At 31.2% G+C, this 21,189-nt stretch carries 18 protein-coding genes and 1 pseudogene (1 of these 19 cut by a window edge); 7 read left to right on the top strand and 12 right to left on the bottom strand.

Going from position 1 to position 21,189, the window contains the following annotated elements; all coding sequences use genetic code 11:
• The 3 genes and pseudogenes from lon to ABDH49_01015 all read right to left on the bottom strand — a co-directional run.
• Window positions 1-173, bottom strand: a pseudogene (lon, locus tag ABDH49_01025) (endopeptidase La); it reaches 2,278 nt to the left of the window's first position.
• Between the two features lie 33 nt (window positions 174-206).
• On the bottom strand, window positions 207-587 hold the full coding sequence (locus ABDH49_01020; protein MEN3045561.1) for an Hsp20/alpha crystallin family protein: 381 nt from the start codon (window positions 585-587) through the stop codon (window positions 207-209).
• Window positions 588-608: 21 nt separating this feature from the next.
• Entirely contained in the window at window positions 609-2,438 is a 1,830-nt protein-coding gene (locus ABDH49_01015; GenBank protein MEN3045560.1) for a DUF4910 domain-containing protein, read from the bottom strand.
• 86 nt (window positions 2,439-2,524) lie between these two features.
• On the opposite strand from ABDH49_01015, the gene miaB reads away from it, so the two are divergent.
• Window positions 2,525-3,829 carry a tRNA (N6-isopentenyl adenosine(37)-C2)-methylthiotransferase MiaB gene (miaB, locus tag ABDH49_01010; protein MEN3045559.1) on the top strand — a complete coding sequence of 435 codons (1,305 nt, stop codon included), beginning with the start codon at window positions 2,525-2,527 and terminating at the stop codon, window positions 3,827-3,829.
• Between the two features lie 7 nt (window positions 3,830-3,836).
• Here miaB and ABDH49_01005 read toward each other — a convergent pair whose 3' ends face one another.
• From ABDH49_01005 to ABDH49_00995, 3 genes are read right to left on the bottom strand one after another with little or no spacing between them, the layout of a single operon-like run.
• Window positions 3,837-4,814, bottom strand: coding sequence for a sugar phosphate nucleotidyltransferase (locus ABDH49_01005; GenBank protein ID MEN3045558.1), 978 nt, complete (start codon window positions 4,812-4,814; stop codon window positions 3,837-3,839).
• Window positions 4,811-5,788: a bifunctional phosphoglucose/phosphomannose isomerase gene (locus ABDH49_01000; GenBank protein ID MEN3045557.1), complete on the bottom strand. Its 978-nt coding sequence runs from the start codon at window positions 5,786-5,788 to the stop codon at window positions 4,811-4,813. Before ABDH49_01000 ends, ABDH49_01005 begins: the two co-directional genes overlap by 4 nt.
• Before the next feature lie 2 nt (window positions 5,789-5,790).
• Window positions 5,791-8,376 (bottom strand): valine--tRNA ligase, encoded by a 2,586-nt coding sequence (locus ABDH49_00995; GenBank protein ID MEN3045556.1) that lies wholly within the window; start codon window positions 8,374-8,376, stop codon window positions 5,791-5,793.
• Between the two features lie 69 nt (window positions 8,377-8,445).
• On the opposite strand from ABDH49_00995, the gene ABDH49_00990 reads away from it, so the two are divergent.
• Genes ABDH49_00990 through scpB form a run of 6 tightly spaced genes read left to right on the top strand, consistent with a single transcriptional unit; the run spans window position 8,446 to window position 13,925 of the window.
• On the top strand, window positions 8,446-9,144 hold the full coding sequence (locus ABDH49_00990; protein MEN3045555.1) for a cytochrome c biogenesis protein CcdA: 699 nt from the start codon (window positions 8,446-8,448) through the stop codon (window positions 9,142-9,144).
• 57 nt (window positions 9,145-9,201) lie between these two features.
• Window positions 9,202-9,558, top strand: a complete 357-nt coding sequence (locus ABDH49_00985) for a DUF5362 family protein (protein MEN3045554.1) — start codon at window positions 9,202-9,204, stop codon at window positions 9,556-9,558.
• Window positions 9,555-10,706, top strand: a complete 1,152-nt coding sequence (locus tag ABDH49_00980) for a GWxTD domain-containing protein (GenBank protein ID MEN3045553.1) — start codon at window positions 9,555-9,557, stop codon at window positions 10,704-10,706. The genes ABDH49_00985 and ABDH49_00980 overlap by 4 nt, the downstream gene beginning before the upstream one ends.
• Window positions 10,706-11,980 (top strand): GWxTD domain-containing protein, encoded by a 1,275-nt coding sequence (locus ABDH49_00975; protein ID MEN3045552.1) that lies wholly within the window; start codon window positions 10,706-10,708, stop codon window positions 11,978-11,980. Before ABDH49_00980 ends, ABDH49_00975 begins: the two co-directional genes overlap by 1 nt.
• On the top strand, window positions 11,944-13,431 hold the full coding sequence (gene murJ, locus ABDH49_00970; protein MEN3045551.1) for a murein biosynthesis integral membrane protein MurJ: 1,488 nt from the start codon (window positions 11,944-11,946) through the stop codon (window positions 13,429-13,431). The genes ABDH49_00975 and murJ overlap by 37 nt, the downstream gene beginning before the upstream one ends.
• On the top strand, window positions 13,410-13,925 hold the full coding sequence (gene scpB / locus ABDH49_00965) for an SMC-Scp complex subunit ScpB (GenBank protein MEN3045550.1): 516 nt from the start codon (window positions 13,410-13,412) through the stop codon (window positions 13,923-13,925). The genes murJ and scpB overlap by 22 nt, the downstream gene beginning before the upstream one ends.
• Here the strand turns inward: scpB and ABDH49_00960 are convergent.
• From ABDH49_00960 to ABDH49_00935, 6 genes are all read right to left on the bottom strand, one after another.
• Window positions 13,917-14,474 (bottom strand): Fe-S-containing hydro-lyase, encoded by a 558-nt coding sequence (locus tag ABDH49_00960; protein ID MEN3045549.1) that lies wholly within the window; start codon window positions 14,472-14,474, stop codon window positions 13,917-13,919. The two genes, scpB and ABDH49_00960, sit on opposite strands and share 9 nt — an antisense overlap.
• Window positions 14,475-14,522: 48 nt before the next feature.
• The gene (locus tag ABDH49_00955) at window positions 14,523-16,094 is read right to left on the bottom strand and encodes a methyl-accepting chemotaxis protein (protein ID MEN3045548.1); all 1,572 of its coding nucleotides are present in this window, start codon (window positions 16,092-16,094) and stop codon (window positions 14,523-14,525) included.
• Window positions 16,091-16,555 carry a YfiR/HmsC family protein gene (locus ABDH49_00950; protein MEN3045547.1) on the bottom strand — a complete coding sequence of 155 codons (465 nt, stop codon included), beginning with the start codon at window positions 16,553-16,555 and terminating at the stop codon, window positions 16,091-16,093. Before ABDH49_00950 ends, ABDH49_00955 begins: the two co-directional genes overlap by 4 nt.
• Before the next feature lie 7 nt (window positions 16,556-16,562).
• A complete protein-coding gene (locus ABDH49_00945) occupies window positions 16,563-17,756 on the bottom strand; it encodes an ABC transporter substrate-binding protein (protein ID MEN3045546.1) in 1,194 nt (397 codons plus the stop codon).
• A 62-nt stretch (window positions 17,757-17,818) separates the two neighbouring features.
• The gene (locus tag ABDH49_00940; protein MEN3045545.1) at window positions 17,819-19,747 is read right to left on the bottom strand and encodes a TonB-dependent receptor; all 1,929 of its coding nucleotides are present in this window, start codon (window positions 19,745-19,747) and stop codon (window positions 17,819-17,821) included.
• A 30-nt stretch (window positions 19,748-19,777) separates the two neighbouring features.
• Window positions 19,778-21,189: LUD domain-containing protein (locus ABDH49_00935; GenBank protein MEN3045544.1), on the bottom strand; the 1,412-nt coding region annotated here is incomplete at its 5' end.

Genomic DNA, 21,189 nt, shown 5'->3' with positions numbered 1-21,189 from the left:
TTCATAAGAAAAGATCCAAAAATTTTTTCAGATTTAAGTGCTTCTTCAACCAGAACCTGGTAATTTTCCTCTTTTACAAGAAAGGGAATTGCCATTCCTGGGAAAATTATACCTCCCTTTACAGGGATTATTGGGAGAATCTCCGGAATATGGTACTCAAATTCCCTCTTCATATTTTTAATTATTGTTTAGGCTTAGTTTTTAAACTATTTTAACTCAATTTCAATTATTTTTTTTGTTTTTTTTGGGAGCTTAATTTTTAAGATGCCATTTTTGTAACTTGTTGTTATTTGTGAAATTTCTGCATCTTTAGGTATTTCGATGGTTCTTTTATAGTCAGAGTAGGGCCATTCTAAACAGTGATGGCATAGAGCCATTTTTTCTGTTTGTTCTTTTTTTGCCTCAACTTTTAAAAAATTGTCCTGAACAATGACTTTAAGAGAGTCCCTCTCAATTCCCGGTATAATTACCTCTATAATCCATTCATCTTCAGTTTCATAGACGTTTGTGGGCGGGGACAAAAAGCGCGAGGGAATCTCCTCCCTCATTGAGACTATATGAAACGTAAATCCCCTCCGTATCTTCATATTTTAATAATACAGTTATTTTCAGATTATTTCCAGAAATCCAGCTCTTTGGAGAACTTGTACAGCAAAGAAAATGCTATCTATGTTGAGAGTCTCAACTTCTAAGTTTATAGTATTTATTATCTCATTTATGTTTCTTTTTCCATCTGAGAGATATGAGATAAGATCTATTAGAACTTGTATGTTTTTTTCTTTTTCTTTATATTCATCTAATTTTTTTCTCCATTCAAAATCAAGGTGTTGGCTTAGGGATACTGGGACTCCCTTGTAGATCTTTTTCAAAACAAAGTTTTCCTTAGTTTCAATTTTCTCTTCTTTTTCTAGTTCAATTTTCTCATCCTTCAAGAATTTTCTAATTTCTTTTACATCTTCCTCAATTTTTATTGATTTATCAATCCTTCTAAGTGAGTTTAAGGCATTTATAACACCTAGGTATTCCCTTTTGAATTTCTTAGGCTCACTCTCTTTAATCTTAAGTTCAATCATCTCTTTTTTGAATATCTCTTTAATTTTTTCCTTTAGAGCTTCTATGTCTTCTTTTTCGCAGTTTAAAAGAAAATATAAAAAGGTGGAGCTTAGTGTATAGGAATTTTTTAGAGAGATTTCGGATACTTTATCTATAGTATCGGCGGTTGTGTGATAAAACTTATCGGGCCAGTAATTTAGCATTATGGAGGGGATAGAAAAACAAGGTGAAATTAGGATATAGTGATCAGAACCACCTGAATATGCTGTGATAGTTTTTCTAAAAATTTCTATCTCAGAGGTTCCACCAAAATTTTTAATTCCATCTGAAATGAATTGCATTATGTATCCAGCAAGGTATCCTGAAAAACTCCTTAAAAAGTGAGGTTCTCTCTCTACAGTTAATGAACTTTTACATCTTTCCTGATCCTCTCCAGTCATATCAAGGTTTAACGCAGAGATAACATTAAGTTTATTATTGAAAAATTTACTTAAATAGGCACAGGTCCCTGTCATTTCAGGTAATAAAAGTATTCTCAAATTTCTTTTAAGTTTTAAATTGTTATTTTTCATTAGTTCTGAAAAAAACTTTGCAATGCCAAGGCTAATAGAAACACCAGAGATATTGTCGTTTGCAAAGGGAGCAGGATGGCATAAATGTGAAATAAGCCATACTTCTTCATTTCTCTTTTTACCCTTTAGTAGAATTTCAACTATTTCGATAAAACCCTCAGAAAATTCGCTGTCAATTTTAACTTCTGCCCTTATTTTTTTACCCTCCCTTAAAATTTTTTTAAGGTATTTCCCTATCTTTGGAGGTATTGAAAATCCAAAAAATCCCTCTTCCCAAAAAGAAACATAATGAATATAATCATCTAACTCTTCCTCTTTTCTTACCCCTTCAATTTTCGGCATACCGTAATACAAAATTCCCATGTCTTTTCCCACTACCTTATAAAAGGCCTTCTTAAAATCATCGGTTAAAAGAATCTTTCCCTCATTTTTACCCTCTCTTTCATCTTCAAGGTCTATAATTTCATAGATACCGTATGTTTTTTTACTCCTTGGAATAACAGAGAGGGGAATTTCATTGTAATCAGCAATAATACAAGTAAAAGGCTCGATTATCTTTAAATAGCCTTTATTTATTTTCCAATAAGGGAAAAATTTCTGATAAAAATACTCTGTATCTTTTTTAAAGGGTAACCTGTAAATTTTAAAATTTATCTGCTCATTCTTTAATATATATTTAAGCTCTGAGACTGCCCTTGTATAACCCTCTGATACCTGTATTCTGTGATGTTGAGAGAGCTTTTTTACTAGCCCCTTTATAAAACTTAACGGAACATCCCTTTCAACCAAACTGATTATCTCCCTTACTTTCAAACTACTTTATTTTATAAAAAGAAGCCCTAAATTTCAATTGAACTGTAAATTTTTTTCCTTTATAATTTTAAATCAATTTTTAGATTATGAAGTTTTCAATTTTGACCTTTGGTTGTCAGATGAATGTTCGAGATTCTGAGATAATGAGGTCAATACTTTTAAAAAATGGTTTTGTTGAGACAGAGCCAGAAGATGCTGAAGTCATCCTTATAAACTCTTGCTCAGTTAGGGAAAAGGCAGAAAGAAAGGCAAAAGTTTATGCAAAGGATTTAAAACGAAAGGGAAAAAAAGTCATCTTTGCAGGTTGTGTAGCTGAAGGCGAAAAGGAAAAAATCTTTGAAATTGGCGTTGATGCTATTTTAGGCACAAGAAAAATTCATAAAGTTTTAGATGTTGTAAATTCAGTGATAGAGAGTAAAAAAGTAATAGAAGTAGGATTTAATGAAGTTCCAGAGTATGAGATTGTTCCAGAATCGACACATCCTGTAACTTCTTACGTTAACATTTCAATAGGATGTGATAATTTTTGTACTTTTTGTATAGTTCCTTATACAAGAGGTAGGGAGGTTTCAAGAAGTTTTAGCTCAATTCTTAAAGAATGTGAAGAGCTTTTAAAGAGAAATTCAAGAGAGATTTTTTTACTTGGACAAAACGTCAATTCTTATTTTGATTACGAAACTGGTTTTGATTTTGCTGATCTTCTTTATAATCTTGAAAAGGGGCTTAGTGGTAACTTTTGGATAAAGTACTTATCACCAAATCCAAGAGATTTTTCTTATAAAGTTTTTAAGGTGATTAAGGAAAGTGAGCATATTTCGCACTGGTTTCACCTGCCTCTTCAATCTGGTTCAAATAAAATTCTAAAGAGAATGAAAAGAGACTACACAAAGGAAGAGTTTTTAGATCTATGTTTTATGGCAAGGGACGAGTTTCCAGATTCAACTATTACAACCGATATAATTGTTGGCTTTCCAGGCGAAGAAGATGGAGATTTTTATGAGACTCTTGATGTGGTGGAGAAAGTAAGGTTTGATATGGCCTTTATGTTTAAATATTCAGAAAGACCAAATACTCCGGCCAGAAAGTTCAAAGATAAAGTTAAAGATGAAATAAAGGAGGAGAGGCTGCAGATTCTTATTAACAAAGTGAACGAAATAATTAGTGAAAGAAGAAAAGAGATGATAGGAAAAAGGTTTATTCTTTTGACTGAGGGAGAAAGCGAAAAGTTTGATGGTTTTACAAAAGTTAAAACCAGAGAAAACATAAAGGGAATTATAAGGGGTAGGTTTGACCCGGGTATTTTTTTAATTGGTAGAGTAAAAAACGTAGTTGGTCATACACCAGTTTTTGAGTTTGAGAGATTCTCTGATCACAAGGGCGGTCTGCTCTAAAAGCTAACTAACCTGTAACTTTTGAATTTTTCGTAATAAACACCTCTTTTAGATTTAAGTTTTTAATCTCAGAACAATCTCCTATAATACCAGTGTTTATCTCTGAATTTATTACTTTAGATCCCCTGTAAATTATTGCATTTTTAATCTTTGAGTTTTTTATTTCACATTCTCTCTCTATAGATACAAAAGGTCCGATAAAAGAGTTTTCTATAGTTACGTTTTTATCAATCCAAACTGGCATAGTAATTTGAGTGTTTATAATTTTTTCTTTTTCTAATATTTTGTTTCCCTTTAAAATTTTTTTCTGGGTTTCGAGAATATCGACTAAGGTTCCTGTATCGAGCCACTTTGTAACCTTTAGTGGATAAAATTCTTCCCCCTTCTCTATTAGTAATTTAAGAGCATCTGTGAGCTGAAACTCTCCCTTTGTTTTTATCTCTCTTTTTTCTATTTCCTCAAGTGCTGAGTAAATTTTTTTTATGTTTTTTACATAGTAAACTCCACATATTATAAGATTTGATTTTGGTTTTGTAGGTTTTTCCTCAACCTCTACTATTTTTCCATTTTTTATAGTTACTACTCCAAACCTTTCAGGATTTTCTGCCCTATATATACCAATATAATTTTTTTTCTCATCAAAGGACTTTAGACTAAACTTTACAATTGAATCACCTAAGAGAATAAGCGATTTCCCTTTTTTTAGTTTATCTTTTGCACATAAAACAGCGTTACCTAAACCTAAAGGTTTTTCCTGAATAACAAAAGAAGTTTTATAAGGTCTTATTTTTTTTATTTCTTCAGTTAACTCTAATAAATGTGGAGAAATGACATAAATTACCTCTTCTGGCTGTAAAACTTTTAAGATTTCCGTCACATAATGAAGGATTGGTTTACCTTTAATTCTTAAAAGAGGCTTGGGAGTAGAGTAGGATAAGGGATAGGTTCTTGTTCCCTTGCCGGCTATTGGAATTATAACTTTCAATTGGAAAGTGCCTTTTTTAACCTTTCTATTTTTTCAATTCTAAAGGGATCTACTTTGTTAAGTCTTGCAAGATGTACCGATAGATAGTCAAAAAAATAAATTGTATAAAATGTTTCTTTTAAGAGATTTTCCCCCTGAGGCTCAAAAACCGTAATTCCCATCACATTATTTTGTATTATTTTAATTGTCTCTTCTATTCTTCTTCTGTTTCTTGGATTCATATATTTTCCAACTATGAATAAAACCCAGGCCCTTCCTACTACTTCTTCAGGCTCATTTAGACCCTCAATTTCGTTATGATTCATCTCAGGAATAAAATCGATGTGTACAAAGTGTTTCGAGTTTTCATTTAACTGTGTTTTAATCCTATAGGCAATAGAGTTATATGGATAGGCTGTGTAAATAAAAAGAGGTCTTTTATAAATTTTTTGTGCAAGATCCATACATTCGCCTTCAATGGATGAAAAGTTTTCTTTTTTCTCCTCAAGAAATTCCTTTACTTCATCGAGTTCCTCAACTTTGAATGTAATAAAATCTGAGAGAATTAGACTTAATGTTGAAAACATTAAAGGCAAAGCACATCTTGGAGGATATCCTGATGGAAGTTTATAATGGATAATTTTCTTCTCTAAGGCAATCTCCTCCAATTTTCCTCCACAAGAAATAGTTATAATATTTTTTCCTTCTAATGGCTTTATAAAGCTTAAAGTTTCTTCGGTGTTACCAGAATAGGATATAAGAATATTTAAACTTGTGTCATTTAAAACTTTATAAAAGTAATTGTTATAGATGTTGTGTTTTATTTTTAAAAAGGGTGATAAAATTCTTCCCACAATCCCCGATCCCCCCATTCCCACTATGTTTAATTCCTTAAAAGGCCCTATCTCACCTTTTTTTATATTTTTGTAAAATAAAAGATCTTGCGGAAAGTTATTTAAAAAATCCTCCATTCTGCTAAATTTGTAGTTACTCATCTTTATAAATACTTCATTAAGGTATTTAACTTTTCTTCAAACATTTTCTTTTTTTCCTCAGTTTTTCTAATAACTTCCTCTGGAGCTTTCTCAAGAAAATCTGGATTTGAAAGCTTTTTCTCTAAATCTTTTATTAAGCCCTCGAGTTCTGATATCTCTTTTTTGATTCTTTGTTTTTCTTTCTGAATATTTACTGTTTTAGGCAATGAAACTAAAAGTTCTTCTCCATATATAACATAGCCTAAAAAGTTTTCAGAGGGCTTTTTGTCAAGTACTGACGATTTTGTTAATAGTTTTAAAAGTTCAAAAAATCTTTTATCTTTTTCAGTTCCTATGAATACTTCTATTTTTTCACTAGTAGGGATATTGTAAATACCCCTTAGTTCTCTTACAAGGTTTACTGTTTCTTTTAGAAACTCGAAATCTCTTTTTTCTTTTTCGAAGGAAACGTTAAATTCAGAGGGCCAACTTTCAAGAGAGATACTCTCCTTTTCACGTTTAAAGGGCAGCCTATGCCAGAGCTCCTCAGTTATAAAGGGAATTAAAGGATGTGCCATTTTGAGAAAGTTTTCAAAAACTATAAAGGAAACTTTCAGAGCCACCTTCCTCTTTTCTACGTCTTTTAGTCTATCTTTTATAGATTCAAGATAAAAGTCACAAAAGTTTAACCAGAAGAATTGGTAGATGAGTTTTGCTACCTCTGGATAATCGTAATTTTCAAGCCTGTCATTTACCTTTCTTAGTGTTTCATTAAATTTCATTAAAATCCACTTGTCCTCTAGCTCGAGCTCCATCGGCAACTCCCTCTCAAGTATCTCATTTTCTTCAACGTGACTTGAAATTAACCTAAAGGCATTCCATATCTTATTACAAAAGTTTCTACCAATTTTCATTTTATCAACACTGAAAATAATATCCCTTCCCTCTGGAGCAATAGAAAGAATTGAGAACCTAACACCGTCAACACCGTAGTTTTCAAAGAGTTCTAGTGGATCAGGTGAGTTACCCAAAGACTTAGAAAGTTTTCTCCTTCTTTCGTCTCTTAAAAGACCATGAATTAAAACATCTCTAAATGGTACACTGTCTAAAAATTCAAGACCTGCCATTATCATCCTTGCAACCCAAAAATAGAGAATATCCCAGGCACTGACAAGTAAAGAGCCTGGATAATATTTTTCTAAAAGTTCATTTTTTTCAGGCCAACCTAAAGTAGAAAAGGGAAAAAGCCAAGATGAAAACCAAGTATCAAGTACGTCTTCATCTTGAGTAATATTTTGAGAATTACACTTTTCACATCTTGAGGGTTTTTTAACTTCTGACATTATATGATTACAGTCGTTACAATAATAAATTGGTATTCTATGTCCCCACCAGAGTTGTCTTGAGATTACCCAATCTTTCACATTTAAAAGCCACTGGTCATATAACTTTTTCCACGAAGGCGGATAAAACTTTACTTCTCCCTTTTCTCCGGCTTCGTAAGCTTTTCTTGCCATCTCTTTCATACTTAAAAACCACTGCTCCGATAGGTACGGCTCTATAACAGTTTCACACCTATAGCACCTGCCTAAAATAACCTTATAATCTTCAATTTTTTCTAACAGTTCTAAGTTTTTAAGTCTCTCTACTATCAACTTTCTAGCCTCAAATCTATCCAGACCCTTAAACTCCCCGCCCTCTTCATTTATTATTCCCTTTGTGTCCATAATTGTTACAAAAGGCAGATTATGTCTCTTTGCGATTTCAAAATCATTAAAATCATGTGATGGTGTTACTTTTACAGCGCCTGTTCCAAACTCTGGATCAACAGAGTCATCTTCTATGATAATAAGTCTTCTTTTAATAAAAGGTAAGATAGCGTACTTGCCAACAAGACTCTTATATCTTTCATCTTTTGGATTGACAGCAACTGCAACATCTCCCAGCATTGTTTCAGGTCTTGTTGTTGCAACAGTGATAGAGCCTCCTTTTTCAAGAGGATATTTAATATAGTAGAGGGCTCCCTTTGTTTCCTCCCTTTCAACTTCTTCATCTGACAGCGTAGTTTCACATCTTGGACAAAAGTTTACTATATATTTCCCCCTGTAAATTAGTCCTTTTTTGTAAAGTCTTACAAAAGCCTCAAGAACAGCCCTTGACATGATTTCATCCATAGTAAATCTATACTTAGTCCAGTCACAGGAGCAGCCAAGTCTCATAAGTGTAGACTTTATGATTTTTTCATACTTTTCAATCCACTCGTATACTTTCTCTAAAAACTTTTCTCTTCCTAGGTCAAATCTTGTTTTACCTTCTTTTGCCAATTCTTTTTCGACAACGTTTTGAGTTGCAATTCCAGCGTGGTCAACACCTGGTAGCCATAGAACATCAAAGCTTTTCATTCTCATGTATCTTGCATAAATATCTTGGAGTGTATTGTTAAGAACATGACCCATATGTAGTGTGCCGGTTACATTTGGAGGTGGCATCATTATCACGTAGGGCTTTTTATCTTTTTCTTTTCCAGCTTGGTAGAGGTTCCTCTCAACCCAAAACTTTTGCCACTTTTCTTCAATTTCCCTAGGATTATAAGTTTTACTTAACTCCATAGACTTTATTATAAAAACTTTTCAGAAAATCTTGCAAATCATTGGACTTTAAGTTTATTATAAAAGGGCATGGAACACCCTTCGATAGTGGTCTCATTCATGGCTGGTTTTTTATCCTTTTTTTCTCCTTGTATTTTGCCCCTAATTCCCGTTTATTTTTCCTATATTACGGGTGTTTCGGTTAATGAACTTAAGAAAAAGGGAAAGTATTATTTTTTAATTTTGTTTCATTCGCTTTTATTTGTTTTAGGTTTTTCTACGGTTTTTTTATTTTTAGGTTTTTCCTCTTCATTAATAGGTTCCTTTTTTTTAGATAAGAGAGAGATTTTAGAGAAAGTGGCGGGTATTTTTATAATCATTTTGTCAATACATTTAATTGGTTTATTTCGTTTTAAGTTTCTTGATGTTGAAAGGAGGATAAATCCGGTTAAATTTGGTATCTCTTTTTTAAATTCTTTTTTTGTTGGTTTTGCTTTTGGTTTTGGTTGGACTCCCTGTATAGGGCCTGTGCTTGCTTCTATTTTAGCACTTGCTGCTACTTATGGTTCACCTTTTAAAGGTCTTTTACTTCTTGGTTTTTATTCTTTGGGTCTTGCTATCCCGTTTATTATATCGGGATTTTTTATCAATTTTTTCTTTTTACTATTTCAAAAGCTAAGGAAAAGCTTAAGAATTTTTGAAATTATTTCAGGCTTATTGCTTTTGATTTTAGGAATTTTGCTTTTGTTCGGTGTATTTTCGAAAATCTCCCTTTATTTAGGAGCTTAATTTGTTTTAAAATATTTAAAATAGGGTTCGATCCCGCAAGTTTAAGGGGGGAAATTAATGGAAATATACGAAAGTGCCTCAAAGGGGAGCGGGTGGATTAGATTTTTTGGCGTGATAAGTATAATTGGTGGAGTATTGCAAGTTTTTACAATTATTGGAATAATTTGGGCTTGGATTACGATTTGGATTGGTGTTGTAGCTTTACAAGCTGCATCAGCTGCTGATAAAGCAAATTTAACTAAAAAAGAGGAAGATTTAGTTCAGTTCCACAGTAAGATTAAACAGCTATTTCAACTAATCGGTATCTTTATTATTATTTCAATAGTTATTGCCGTTATAGTTGCAGTTATAGCTTTAATTTTTTCTGCCTTCTTGCTTTCTTTTCTATATCAATTAGGAGGGCTTAATTTGTGATATTTTATCTAAATTTTTTGAGTTTTTTTGTTATTTCTTTTTTAGTAGATACGATTAACTTTAATGTATGTAAGAAAATTTTTGAAAAAGGAGATTCAATTTTAGTAGATGTTAAAGTTTTGCCCCACTTATTAGTTTTTAAAAAATCTGAGGAAGAGTTTCTTGGCTGGACAGAGTTTAACATAAGCTGTGTTGCAGAAGATAAGAGGGAGTACTTTTTTAGATTTAACCAGAAGGTGAGTTTTGAAAAATATGAAGATACAAGAGATGAGAAAAATAGGATAAAATTTCAGAAATGGATTGCACTAGAAGGCACTATAAAAAAAATAAATATTGAAGTTTTAGACTTGAACTCACAGAGAAGATGGACTTACTCAAAGGAATTTGTGGTTAAGGATTTTATAAGCGTTGGAGATATTATCTTCTATAAAATTAAAGAAAACGAAATAATATACGATGTTCCACCTCTCTCTGACTCTCTTTATAACTTTATTTTAACTTTTAAATCAAAGAAAAAAGGAAGGTTAGAAATAAGTTTCTATAAGAAGAATGAACTTTTTAAAAAACTAGCCTTTGAGGTCAAAGATGGTTTGAATAAGTTAATCGATACTTTAAATCTTTCAAATCTAAAGATTCCCTTAACTTACAATTTGGAATTTTATATAAATAAAAAAAAGATAGAACTAACCGGAGAGATAAGTTTAAAAAAGATTGATTTATTTTCGATTTTCGATTGGAGAGATCTTATAGAGGCTTTAAGAATTTTGTTTGATTTTAAGGATGTTGAAGAGCTTTTTAAAGCTAAAGAAGAAGAAAAAGAAGATAAATGGAAGGCCTTTTGGAAAACTCGTGATCCTGATCCACAAACCCCACATAATGAACTTGAAATTACCTTCATCGAAAGATTTGAGTATGTTATGAAAAACTTTTCAGGTCCTATTAAAGGTTATAAAACAGATAGAGGAAGAATATATATAAAGTATGGATCCCCTGACTACATAGAGGACCATCCCTTTGAATTTGGAACCTATCCCTATCAGATATGGTATTACACAAAACTTGGAATTAAATTTATTTTTGTCGATAAAACTGGCTTTGGTGATTATCAACTTGTAACCGATTTAAGAGAACTTTATCCTCAGTACTGATGATTAAAATATTAGTGCACTTCCTGATCTCAACAGTTTTTCTCTCAAAGGGAAAATTTGAGTTTTATCTTTTTCCCTTTACAACTTTTAATGGACATAATTTCAGTATTGAAATGTGGTATGAATTAAATGTTAATCAGGTGCCACTTGAGAAAAAAGTAGGTTACTATGAGGGCAAGTTTGATATAGAGGTCTACTGGGAAAATATTTTAAAAGGGGAAACTCGTAAAGATAAGTTTACAAAAAGTTTTAAAATAGGGGGTTATACAGATAAGACAAAAATTTACGATGTTTTCATCTTAAATTTAGATGAAGGTGAATATCTAATAAAAGTAAAGTTTAAAACTAAAGCAAAAGAGGGAGAAGTTAATTTTAAGAAGAGTTTAAAGATTAATTATCCCTTTATTTCGGATATTTTCATAGTTCCAAGAATCGGTAAAAAAGAAGAGTACTTTTTTACTAGGGAACATTTTAGTTTTGATCCAAAGTTTCCACTAAATTTTTCATTTCCCGATAGTATAATTCATTTTTTCTATGAGCTCTACGGGTTTGAGGGGAGGGAGATAGTAAGTTATGAAGTATATAGGGATGGTGAAAAAATTTATTCAAAGGAGAATAAAGTTCCAAGTACCAAAAGGGGTATAACAAGTGCAAGCATCTCTTTAAATAAACTTGATACAGGTGACTATACTCTTGTTGTGAGTGTAATAAAAGATGGTAATGTTCATTTTAAAAGAGAGGAAAGGTTTAGCTATGTATCATTTAAGACAATAAAGGAAGAGAGTATAAAAAGGTATTATGAGAATTATCTTTTTTTTATAGATTATTTTGCAACTCCTGAAGAAATAGAGGAATTTAGGAAAATAAGTGATTTTAATGGAAAAAAGCTTTTTGTTCAGAAGTTCTGGAAAAAGTTTGATCCAGATCCAGAAACTGAGGCAAATGAGTTTGTTATAGAACTTATTAAAAGAATAAAGTTTTCAGATCAAAATTTTTCTCTCGGTTTAAAGCTTAAAGGAAGATATACAGATAGAGGAAAGATTTTTATAAAGTATGGAGAACCATCTTATGTTACAAGTTCCTATTATCCTGAAGCAAATAGAGCTTGGGAATCATGGGTTTATACAAGTCCTAAAAGAATTCAGTTTATTTTTGTTGATATTAATCAAGATGGTAACTATTTACTTACTTATTCATCTCTTCCTGAAGAGCCGCCCTCTGTAGCAAATTGGGAGAAATGGATTCCAGGGGAGATCATAGAGGTAAAAAAGTAGGTTCAAAAACTATTTTAAATCTCTTAATTTTTGGGATAGGTACCTTACTTTCAAGAATTTTAGGCTTTTTAAGAGAGGTTTTTCTTGCCTACTCTTTAGGAGCTACTCATCTTTCTGATGTTTTCTATGCTTCTTTTAGAATTGTAAATCTTCTAAGGATATTATTTGGTGAAGGGATAATGCATGTATCTTTAGTTCCTCTACTTATTGAAAATAAAAAAGATTTATCAAGGTATAAGAGATTTGTATCTTCAACTTTTACATTTTTTCTTTTAATTTCTCTTTTATTTACTTTCTTAGGTATACTCCTTTCGCCTCTTTTAATTTTAATTTTTGCGCCTGGATTTAAAAATGTTAGTTTTAAATTTATCTATGCAAAAGATACTTTAATGATGATGTTTCCCTTTGTTTTTTTTATTATAATGGCTGGTTATTTTGGCTCCATTTTAAATTCTGAAAGAAATTTTTTTCCACCTTCATTTGCCCCCTTTTTCTTTAACTTCTCTTTTCTTTTAATAGGGTGTATATCTTACTTTTTTTTAAATTTAAGTGAAAAATTTTTTCTTTTTTCGCTCGCACTTGCAATTGTCATCGGCGGTCTATTTGAAGCTCTCTTTCAACTTTTTTTTGTTATTAAAAAAGTTAAAATTTCCATAACAAAAAATTTGTTTATTCCCGAAATTAGAGATTTTTTTAGACTATTAATTCCTGTCTTTGTTACGGTAATAACTAACGAAATAATAATAATTATAACGACGTTTCTTGCTTCATATTTACCGGAGGGGGAACTTTCTTATCTTTCTTATTCTTTCAGGTTAAGACACTTTCCTATAGCAATTTTAGGAATAGGTCTTGCAACTGTTTCCTTACCTTATATGACTGAGACTGATAAAAAAATTGAATATCTAAAGAGAATTTATAAGTTTTCTCTTTCTATACTTTTTCCCTTGGTTTTACTATTGATTGTTCACTCTGATTTTATAGTAAAGGTTTTTTTTGAAAGGGGAAAGTTTAAAAGTATAGATACTTTAAAGACTTCGCTGAGTTTTATATGGTTTTCTTTGGGGATACTTCCTTCCTCTCTATTTAACGTTCATTTAAATTATTTCTATTCACAGAAAAGAATTGTTGAAATAAATATTTCTCATCTTTACATGTTGACTTCTTTTTTATTTTTTGCTCCGATTCTTTTTAAGCTGATGGGTTATACAGGACTTGCCCTATCTTCCTCAATTTCATCAACTGTTGCCTTTTTGACCCTATGCTTTTATACCCCTAAGTTTATAGATTTCAGGGATTATAAAGAATTTATTTTACTCGCCCTTTTACTTGCTGCTCTTGTCTTCCTTAGATTCTTTAATTTACCTTTTCTTGAATTTTTGATCGATTCTTTTTTATCTTTTATATTCTTTATGTATTTTCGTAAAAGATGGAATCTGAAAGAAATTTAAAAAGAATTATTGAGGCTTTACTTTTTGTTTCAACAAAGCCAATTTCACTTGAAAAACTGGCAAAATTAACAGGTTATCCAAAAGAGAAAATAAAGGAAGAGATTGATAACTTAAAAAGAGAATATGAAAGTGAAAATAGGGCTATAGTTATAAAAGAAGTAGCTGGTGGTTATACCTTTTTTACTCGAGAGGAGTATAGTGATTATGTAAAGAAATTGAAAGGAGATAATACCTTAAAGCTTTCAAAATCTATGCTTCAGACACTTGCGATTATAGCCTATAAACAACCGATAACTAAGGCTGAGATAGAAGTTTTAAAGGGATCATCAGTTGATTTTACTTTAAAAAGTCTATTAGAAAAGGGTTTAGTTAAGGTTGTAGGTAGAAAGAAAGTAAAGGGTGCTCCTCTTTTATACGGGACATCAGAAAAATTCCTAAAGGTTTTTGGCCTTAACTCCCTTGAAGAGCTGCCTAAGATAGAGGGTTTAGGATAATTTACTAAATTTTTTTACACCTTCTTCAAAGAGGTTATTCCCGTATGCATCTATGGCGCAAACTGTTGGAAAGTCTTCAACTTCTAATTCTCTTATTGCTTCAGGTCCTAAGTCTTCGTAAGAAATTACACGAACCCTTTTTACTACTTTTGCAAGGAGAGCTCCAGCACCTCCCACTGCTACAAGATAAATAGCTACAAATTTTTTCATAGCCTCTATCACCTCTTGTGATCTTTCTCCTTTACCTATAGTTGCCTTTACACCCATTTCAAGCATAAAAGGAGTGTAAAGGTCCATTCTAAGAGAAGTTGTTGGGCCAGCTGATCCGATTATTTGGCCTGGTTTTTCAGGTGAAGGTCCTACGTAGTAAATTACTTGCCCCTTTAAATCTATAGGAAGAGTCCCTTTTTCTTTGTACTCTTCGACCATTCTTTTATGAGCAGCATCCCTTGCAGCGTATATTACCCCTGAGATATAAACAATATCTCCACTTTTTATTGAAAGCACAGTTTCTTCATCCAACGGTGTTCTTATTTTTCGGGTCGCCATTTTACATTATAAATTAGAAAATAGGTTATCTGTCAACTTTTAAAAGTTTTATACTTTAAATGTGTGTACGAGGTTAAAAAGTTCATAGATTAAAGTGTTAACTTCGTTTACTTTATCTTTTATACTTTGAGAAATAGTGTTAATTTCTTGCATACCAGCACTTATTTCTTCTGTGGATGAGGCAATGTTTTCTCCTTTTTTCGAGATTTCTTCTGAAGATGAGGTAAGTTCTTTTACTAATTCTCTCGTATGAATTACTTTTTCGTTTATTTCAAAAATAAACTTATGAATTTTTCTGGCTTTATCTTCTATTTCTGTAAACGTTTTAAGAGTTTCACTTACTTTGTTTAATTCAGAGATAGTGTTTTGTCTGAATTCTGTCATAAAGCTTATAAAATTTGTTATATGTGAAGTAATTTCTCTGTATCTTTTTTTTGAATCCTCATTAAATTTTCTCACTCTCTCTGATATCTCTCTTATTTCGTGAGAAAGGACAGAAAATTGTCGTGCTTCTTTTAAATGTGAGCTTTCTATAGTAACATTTAAAGCTAAAATGTTTATTTGTTGAGAAAAGTCCTCAATTTTTTCTGATGTTTCAAGTAAAATCTCGTTAGTATTTTTAAAATCTTCAATTAATTTTGAAAACTCTTTTAAGCTTTCTATCATACTAGTTAATATTAATTCTGAGTTTTTTACTCTTTCTTTTCCCTTTTCAACTTCTTTAAAAAGAATTTCAGTATGTTTTCTATGTTCTTCAAGTTTTAAGATTATATCGTCAAAAATTTCTTTCATGTTATTAATTTTGTTTTGAAGGGTTAAAAGGGTCTCAGATTGTAGCTGGATTATCTCAGCAATTTCCTGGGTCATCTTTGTGATTTCTTCAAATTGGTTTCTAAAGTCATTAAAAGTTGTATTTATGAACTCTGATTCGTCTTTGCTTTGTGTTGAAACTTTTATAATTTTTAAAACAATTTCTCTTATTGTCTCTTTAAAATTATTAAAGGCACCTGCTAGTCTATCTATTTCATAAGCTGAGTCACTTTTTATACTTACACTTAAATCTCCCCTTTTCTTTGAGAAGTCCTCCATAAGATTTATTACTTTAAAAAGGGGATTTAAAACTTTTATGCTAGCCCGTTGTGTTAAAAGTATAGTAATAAAAACAAAAACAAAGGAGCTTAAAAAGGCAAGTGTTAAAAAAACATAAATTATTTTTTCTTCTTTTGGATAGTCAAAGGAAAGAGAAATACCGCCCAAAACTTGATCTTCGCTTTTTATCTCTGAAATGACCCATATTTTCTTTTTTGATTCGTTAAATTTTTTATTTACCAATTCTTCACCTAATATACCAAATATTTTTATTTCATTTAGTGAAGGATGTTTTGATAAAACCTCTAATGTCTCTTCAATTTTGTTAAGGTCATTTATGGCAATGAAAGGCGCCACATTAACTGCTAATAAATTTGCAAAATTCTGAGCCTCATTTTTTTTCATTCTCAAAAAAATGTTACGTGAAAATATATAAAAGGCAGAAAGGAAAAAGGATGTTAAAATTATTGAAAAAACTATTAGTAAAAAAAATATTCTTGATCTTATACTCCTAAGACTAAAAATTTTCATTGATAAATTTTAATAAGTCTCATAAAATCTGAGGTGAAATTTAACCCTACTTCTTTAGCCCTCAAAGTATTAAGATAAATACAGGGTTTTCCATCTTCAACCTTTATACCAAGTATCCCGGTGCCTTTAAGATAGGTTATGTCATTTACAAAAATTGATAGAACTTCATTTTTTCTTATTTCGCTCTCTACCTTTATAAACTCCTCTTTTTTTCCTGAAAAAAAGAAAATATTAAAATTCTTTAAGTCCTTTCCAACAATAATTGTTTTTTCATTTATTTTTTTGCCATTATAATTTTTTAAAGCAGCTGTATAAACATCTTCTCCATAATACTTAATTTTAATTGTGTCTTTATCTTTGAAATTTAAAACATAGGGTATTATTTTTATAACAAGCGCAGAAAAGAGTTCAGGAGGCATATCCTGGGCAAAGATTTGAACTTTACCCAGGATAAGGAGCACTAAAACTTTAAGGTTGAATAGTCTCAATGTGTACAAATTTCCCTCCCCTTATTTCCCATACCTCATATGGTGCTATTATCACATCGCCCTTTTCGTCAAAATTGATAGGTCCTGAAACTCCATGATAATCAATCCCTATACCTTTTGCTATTAAATCCTTAGCCTTACTAAACTGGCCACCATAAACTACACTATCATTAGGAGAATAATTTGCGACCTCTCTTAATGCATCTTTTATCTTCATACCATCATCAGCTGTTCCTGCCTTTTGTATAGCGAGTGCTATGACTATAAAGGCATCGTAAGTATTTGCTATAAATGTAACGGGATCCATACCACTTCTTTGCTTATATCTTTGTGCAAAATTATCATAGTGAGAACCTTCTTCATGATAAGGTGCTGTTCCCCTTATACCTTCGGCATATTCTCCAGCGTTATCAAGAAATCCTTGTGTCTGAATTCCATCACATCCAAACCAAGTAAAAGTTGCATTCATTTCTTTTGCTCTTTTTACAGCAAGTCCACCTCTATCGTAAGCTACGAGAACTACATATTCAGGATTTTGCCTGATTAAAGAATCTATGTATGGTGTAAAATCAGGTGGAGTTCCTGCTTCTTCAAATTCTTCAGGATAAGAAATAGGATCTAAAGTATCACCTCCCCTAGATGCAAATTCTTTAGTAAATTCATTTTTTAAACCTATACCATATGGATTTTTTATATATAAGGCAGTTGCTCTGTTAACTCCTAAATTTTCTTTTAAATATCTACCTATGATTTTTCCTTGGAATGCATCAGAGGGGCATGTTCTAAATACAAGGTCATTATCGTTAAGATCAGTAATAAGTGGGCTTGTTGAAGAGGGTGATATCAAAATAGCATTATTTGGTACTGTAATTTCAGAGGCTTTAATAGTAGCAGAAGAGGCAGCTGCTCCAATAATAACTTTTATTCCTGCGTTTATAATCTCTTGTGCTTTTTGTTTTGCTACATCAGGATTTGTTTGATCATCCTTTAAAATATATTCCACCTTTTTACCAAGTATTCCACCTGCCTCATTTATTTCATCAACTGCAACATCAATTGCATATTTCATTGCTTCACCAAAAGATGCCAGGCCCCCTGTCATTGGAAAAATTACCCCAACTGTTATCTTTTCTTCAGGGGGTGGTGCTGTAGGCTTTTTTTTACAACCACCCAAGCTGAAGGTTATTAAAAATAAAATACCTAAAGTTAAAATTAAGCCCGTAAACTTTGATTTTTTTATGGGAATTGAACCCTAATACTTATCTCTCTTCCTTTACCAGGTATATCAACTCCCCTATACCCGGGATACCCATATCTGTAATCAAATAGGTTATTAATCATCAAGTTTATTTTATTAAAGAATACGAAATTAACATCAAAGACATAGTGATGGGGTATGAAATAGGGCAATAGATTTATTCTTTCATTTGAAAGAGAAGATCTAACTTTTGATATGTATCTAAATAGAACTAAAATTTCTATGAATTTTAATTTTTTTGCTATGTAGGAAAAACTCATATATTGGGGAAAGGACGGTAAACAAAGTGTATCTCCCTTAAACTTAATGAAGGAACTATAAAAAGAAGTTAGAAGATCAAAACCGAATATTTTCGTTTTTATTTTAATTTCATACCCAAATCCAGTGGCTTCCAAAAGATTTTTGGGTTCAAAGTTAACACCTTTTGGTACAAATTCAATTTTGTTATCCATTTTAGTATAGTAAAATGAAAGGGTAAGATATGTATTTCCTTTTAAATACCCTAATGAAGATTCAAAAATTTTTGAATCTTCTCCTTTTAGATTTGGATTTGGGACAATATCTTCTATTTCATTAATTGGTCTTGAAAATAAAAAAGAAACAGTTGGTGCTCTGAAAGATTTCCCATAGTCAAACTTAAGATATAAATTTGATAAAGGAAGATAGGAAAAACCGAGCCTATATGAACGTTGAGTTTTTGTTAGTGAATTTTCATCAATTCTAAAACTTATGTTTGAATAAATTTTTTCTTTAAATAACTTAATTAGTAAGGACGAATAAACTCCAAAATTTTTTATTAAAGTGTCTCCTTGAGGTGATGGTAAAAATCTCCTGTCAAGAATTTTATTCCCTGTCTCTCTCTCAACTGTATAAACATCAATGAGATCATGAAACTCAAAACTATAATCATAACCTAAGAGCATAAATAAATGATCAAAATTAGAACTTATTTCAAAATTCCCTTCATATGTATTAAAGGAGAAATTTCTCTGCTTATAAAAGGTAGGAACTCCTATTTCAATTTTTTCATCATTTAGATTAAAACCTAAAGAATAAAGAAAATTTGTGTTTATAGCAAGATTCTTTAATTTTCGAGAAACGCCTATAAAAAATTTTGAATTTACAAGTGAAAGAAGAGAATTTTCCTCTAATATTGAGTAATCTGTAAACAAAAGAGCTTTCTTTATTTTTTGTGCAAGTATGTAACTTTTAATATCAAAATTCATAAATCTCGAATTAACCCCGCGGTAAAAGCAGTAATTTCGATTTAATTTATCTGAAACCTTCTTATTTTCAAATCTCTCATAAATTGGCGAAGTTTTATAAAGACTTAAGTCTTTTTCTCTTCTTTCAGAAAAGGAGAAAGAATATTCATAATTATAGGTATTATAGAAAGCTCTTAAATCCCTGTAAAAGGGTGAATACTCAGCTTTAAAACCTTTCAACTCTTTCTTTGTTATTATATTTATTACACCAAGTAAAGCATCTTTACCGTAAATTGAAGAGGAAGGACCTTTAACTATCTCAATTCTTTCAATAGTTTCTATTGGAATAAATTCTTCCCCGATAAAGTTACATCCATCATGTTTAAAGTCAATAGGAAAACCATTTAGAAGAACTTTAACGGTTCTAGTGTAATTTCTCATACCACTTGCAATACCTCTTAGGGAGATCTCTTTAAAAGTTCTATCATCAACTAGGTAAAAACCAGCCAAAAAAGCTATAAGACTAGGTAAATCTCTAAATTTCAGTTTTTCTATTTCTTCCCTCTCAATTACTACCACTTCAGCTGGAATATTTTTTACCTGAACAGGAATCTTTAAGGCATATATATCAACTTTTAAAAGCTCCTCAAGGGTCATCTCCTCAAACTGAAGGAAAAGTACCAAAAGCATTAAACTCATCATAAATTATTTTAAAGAGAGCCTAATGAAAGTTCAAGTTAAATTTATATAGGTTTCCCAAGGCCCATGGACACCTATTATAAGTTTTTTCTCTATGTCTGCTGTTCTCGATGGCCCTGAGACAAAAAGATAATTGTTATCTAAATTTAAATCCTTACTGAAAAACTCTTCAAAATTTCCTAATATATTCTCTTTTTTTAACTCAAAGCAAACCTCTTTTTCACTAAAAAAATCTCTATAATCTTCTAAATTGAGAACTAATGATCCTGTTTCCTCAATAGCGTAAAGGGCTCTAAACTTTTTCCCCTTTTCTCCAAATTTTCCACCGTGCTCTTTCCATAACTCTCCAAAGCCCATTTTTTCTTTTCCTTTGTCTACAACGTGTGGCTCTTCAGATGTATCATCACCATGAAAGTCTGGTAACTCCTTACTTTTCAAAAAATAAAGCAGTAAATTTAAAGGTACATAACTTCCAATAACTCTTAGTACTCTTGGATAAGATTGTAATTTCGCGTAAAATTTATTAAACATTTTTACTTTAAGTGGTAAACTTTTCTTTTTTCTTAGCTTTCTTATTAACTCAGAAATTCTTATGTTAACAGGACAAACCTGATCACAGGCCCCACATAATGTCGAGTAAAAAGCATTTGAATAGAAGTTGTATAAAACTGAATTAAGAAGTATTCCAATTGGCCCCTTATAAGGACCCTTATATCCTTCTGCTTCATTTACTCCATAAACTGGACACACATTCATACAGGCTCCACATCTTATACAGAAGAGTACTTCCCTAAAATCATCATTTTCAGCTATTTCTTTTCTTTTTCCGAGAAGTATAATGATGTACCAATTCCCAATTTTATTTGAAAGAAGATGAACAAAGGATGTCATTCTCTGACCTGTAGCGCTTCTTGGTAAAAGTCTTAAAAATGGAGGAAAATTTTTAATGCTATCAATAAATTTTTCAATTCCAAAGAGAGTAATTGCTGTTTTAGGAAAATAAAAGGTTTTTCCAAAATTTCCCTCATTTTCAAAAACGCTAATAATTCCCTCCTCTGCAAATACAAAATTTGCACCTGTTAATCCAGCATCAGCCTCAAGAAAGATCTTTTCTAATTTTTCCCTTGCAAACTTTGTAAGTTCTTCAATTTCTTCAGAAAGTTTAATATTAAACTTTTCTTCAAACAACTTTTTTACATCAAACCTAGAAAAAGTTATTGCAGGTGCTACAATGTGTTTAGGTCTCAAAGAGGCAAGATCACAAATCCATTCACCAAGATCTGTCTCATTAAACTCATAGCCCCATTTTCTTAAATAAAACTTTAACTCTATTTCTTCAGAAGTCATTGATTTAGATGAAACAATTTTCTTTGCTTTTTCTTTTTCTAATATAGCCTTTATTAAATGCCGCGCTTCTTCAGGCGAATTCACTACGAAAACTTTAA

Source organism: Candidatus Hydrothermales bacterium, from assembly GCA_039630235.1.
In the GTDB taxonomy this organism is placed as follows: Bacteria; Hydrothermota; Hydrothermia; order Hydrothermales; family JAJRUZ01; genus JBCNVI01.
The sequence above is the reverse complement of the archived record's forward strand: the minus strand, read 5'-3'. Positions and strand labels throughout refer to the sequence as shown.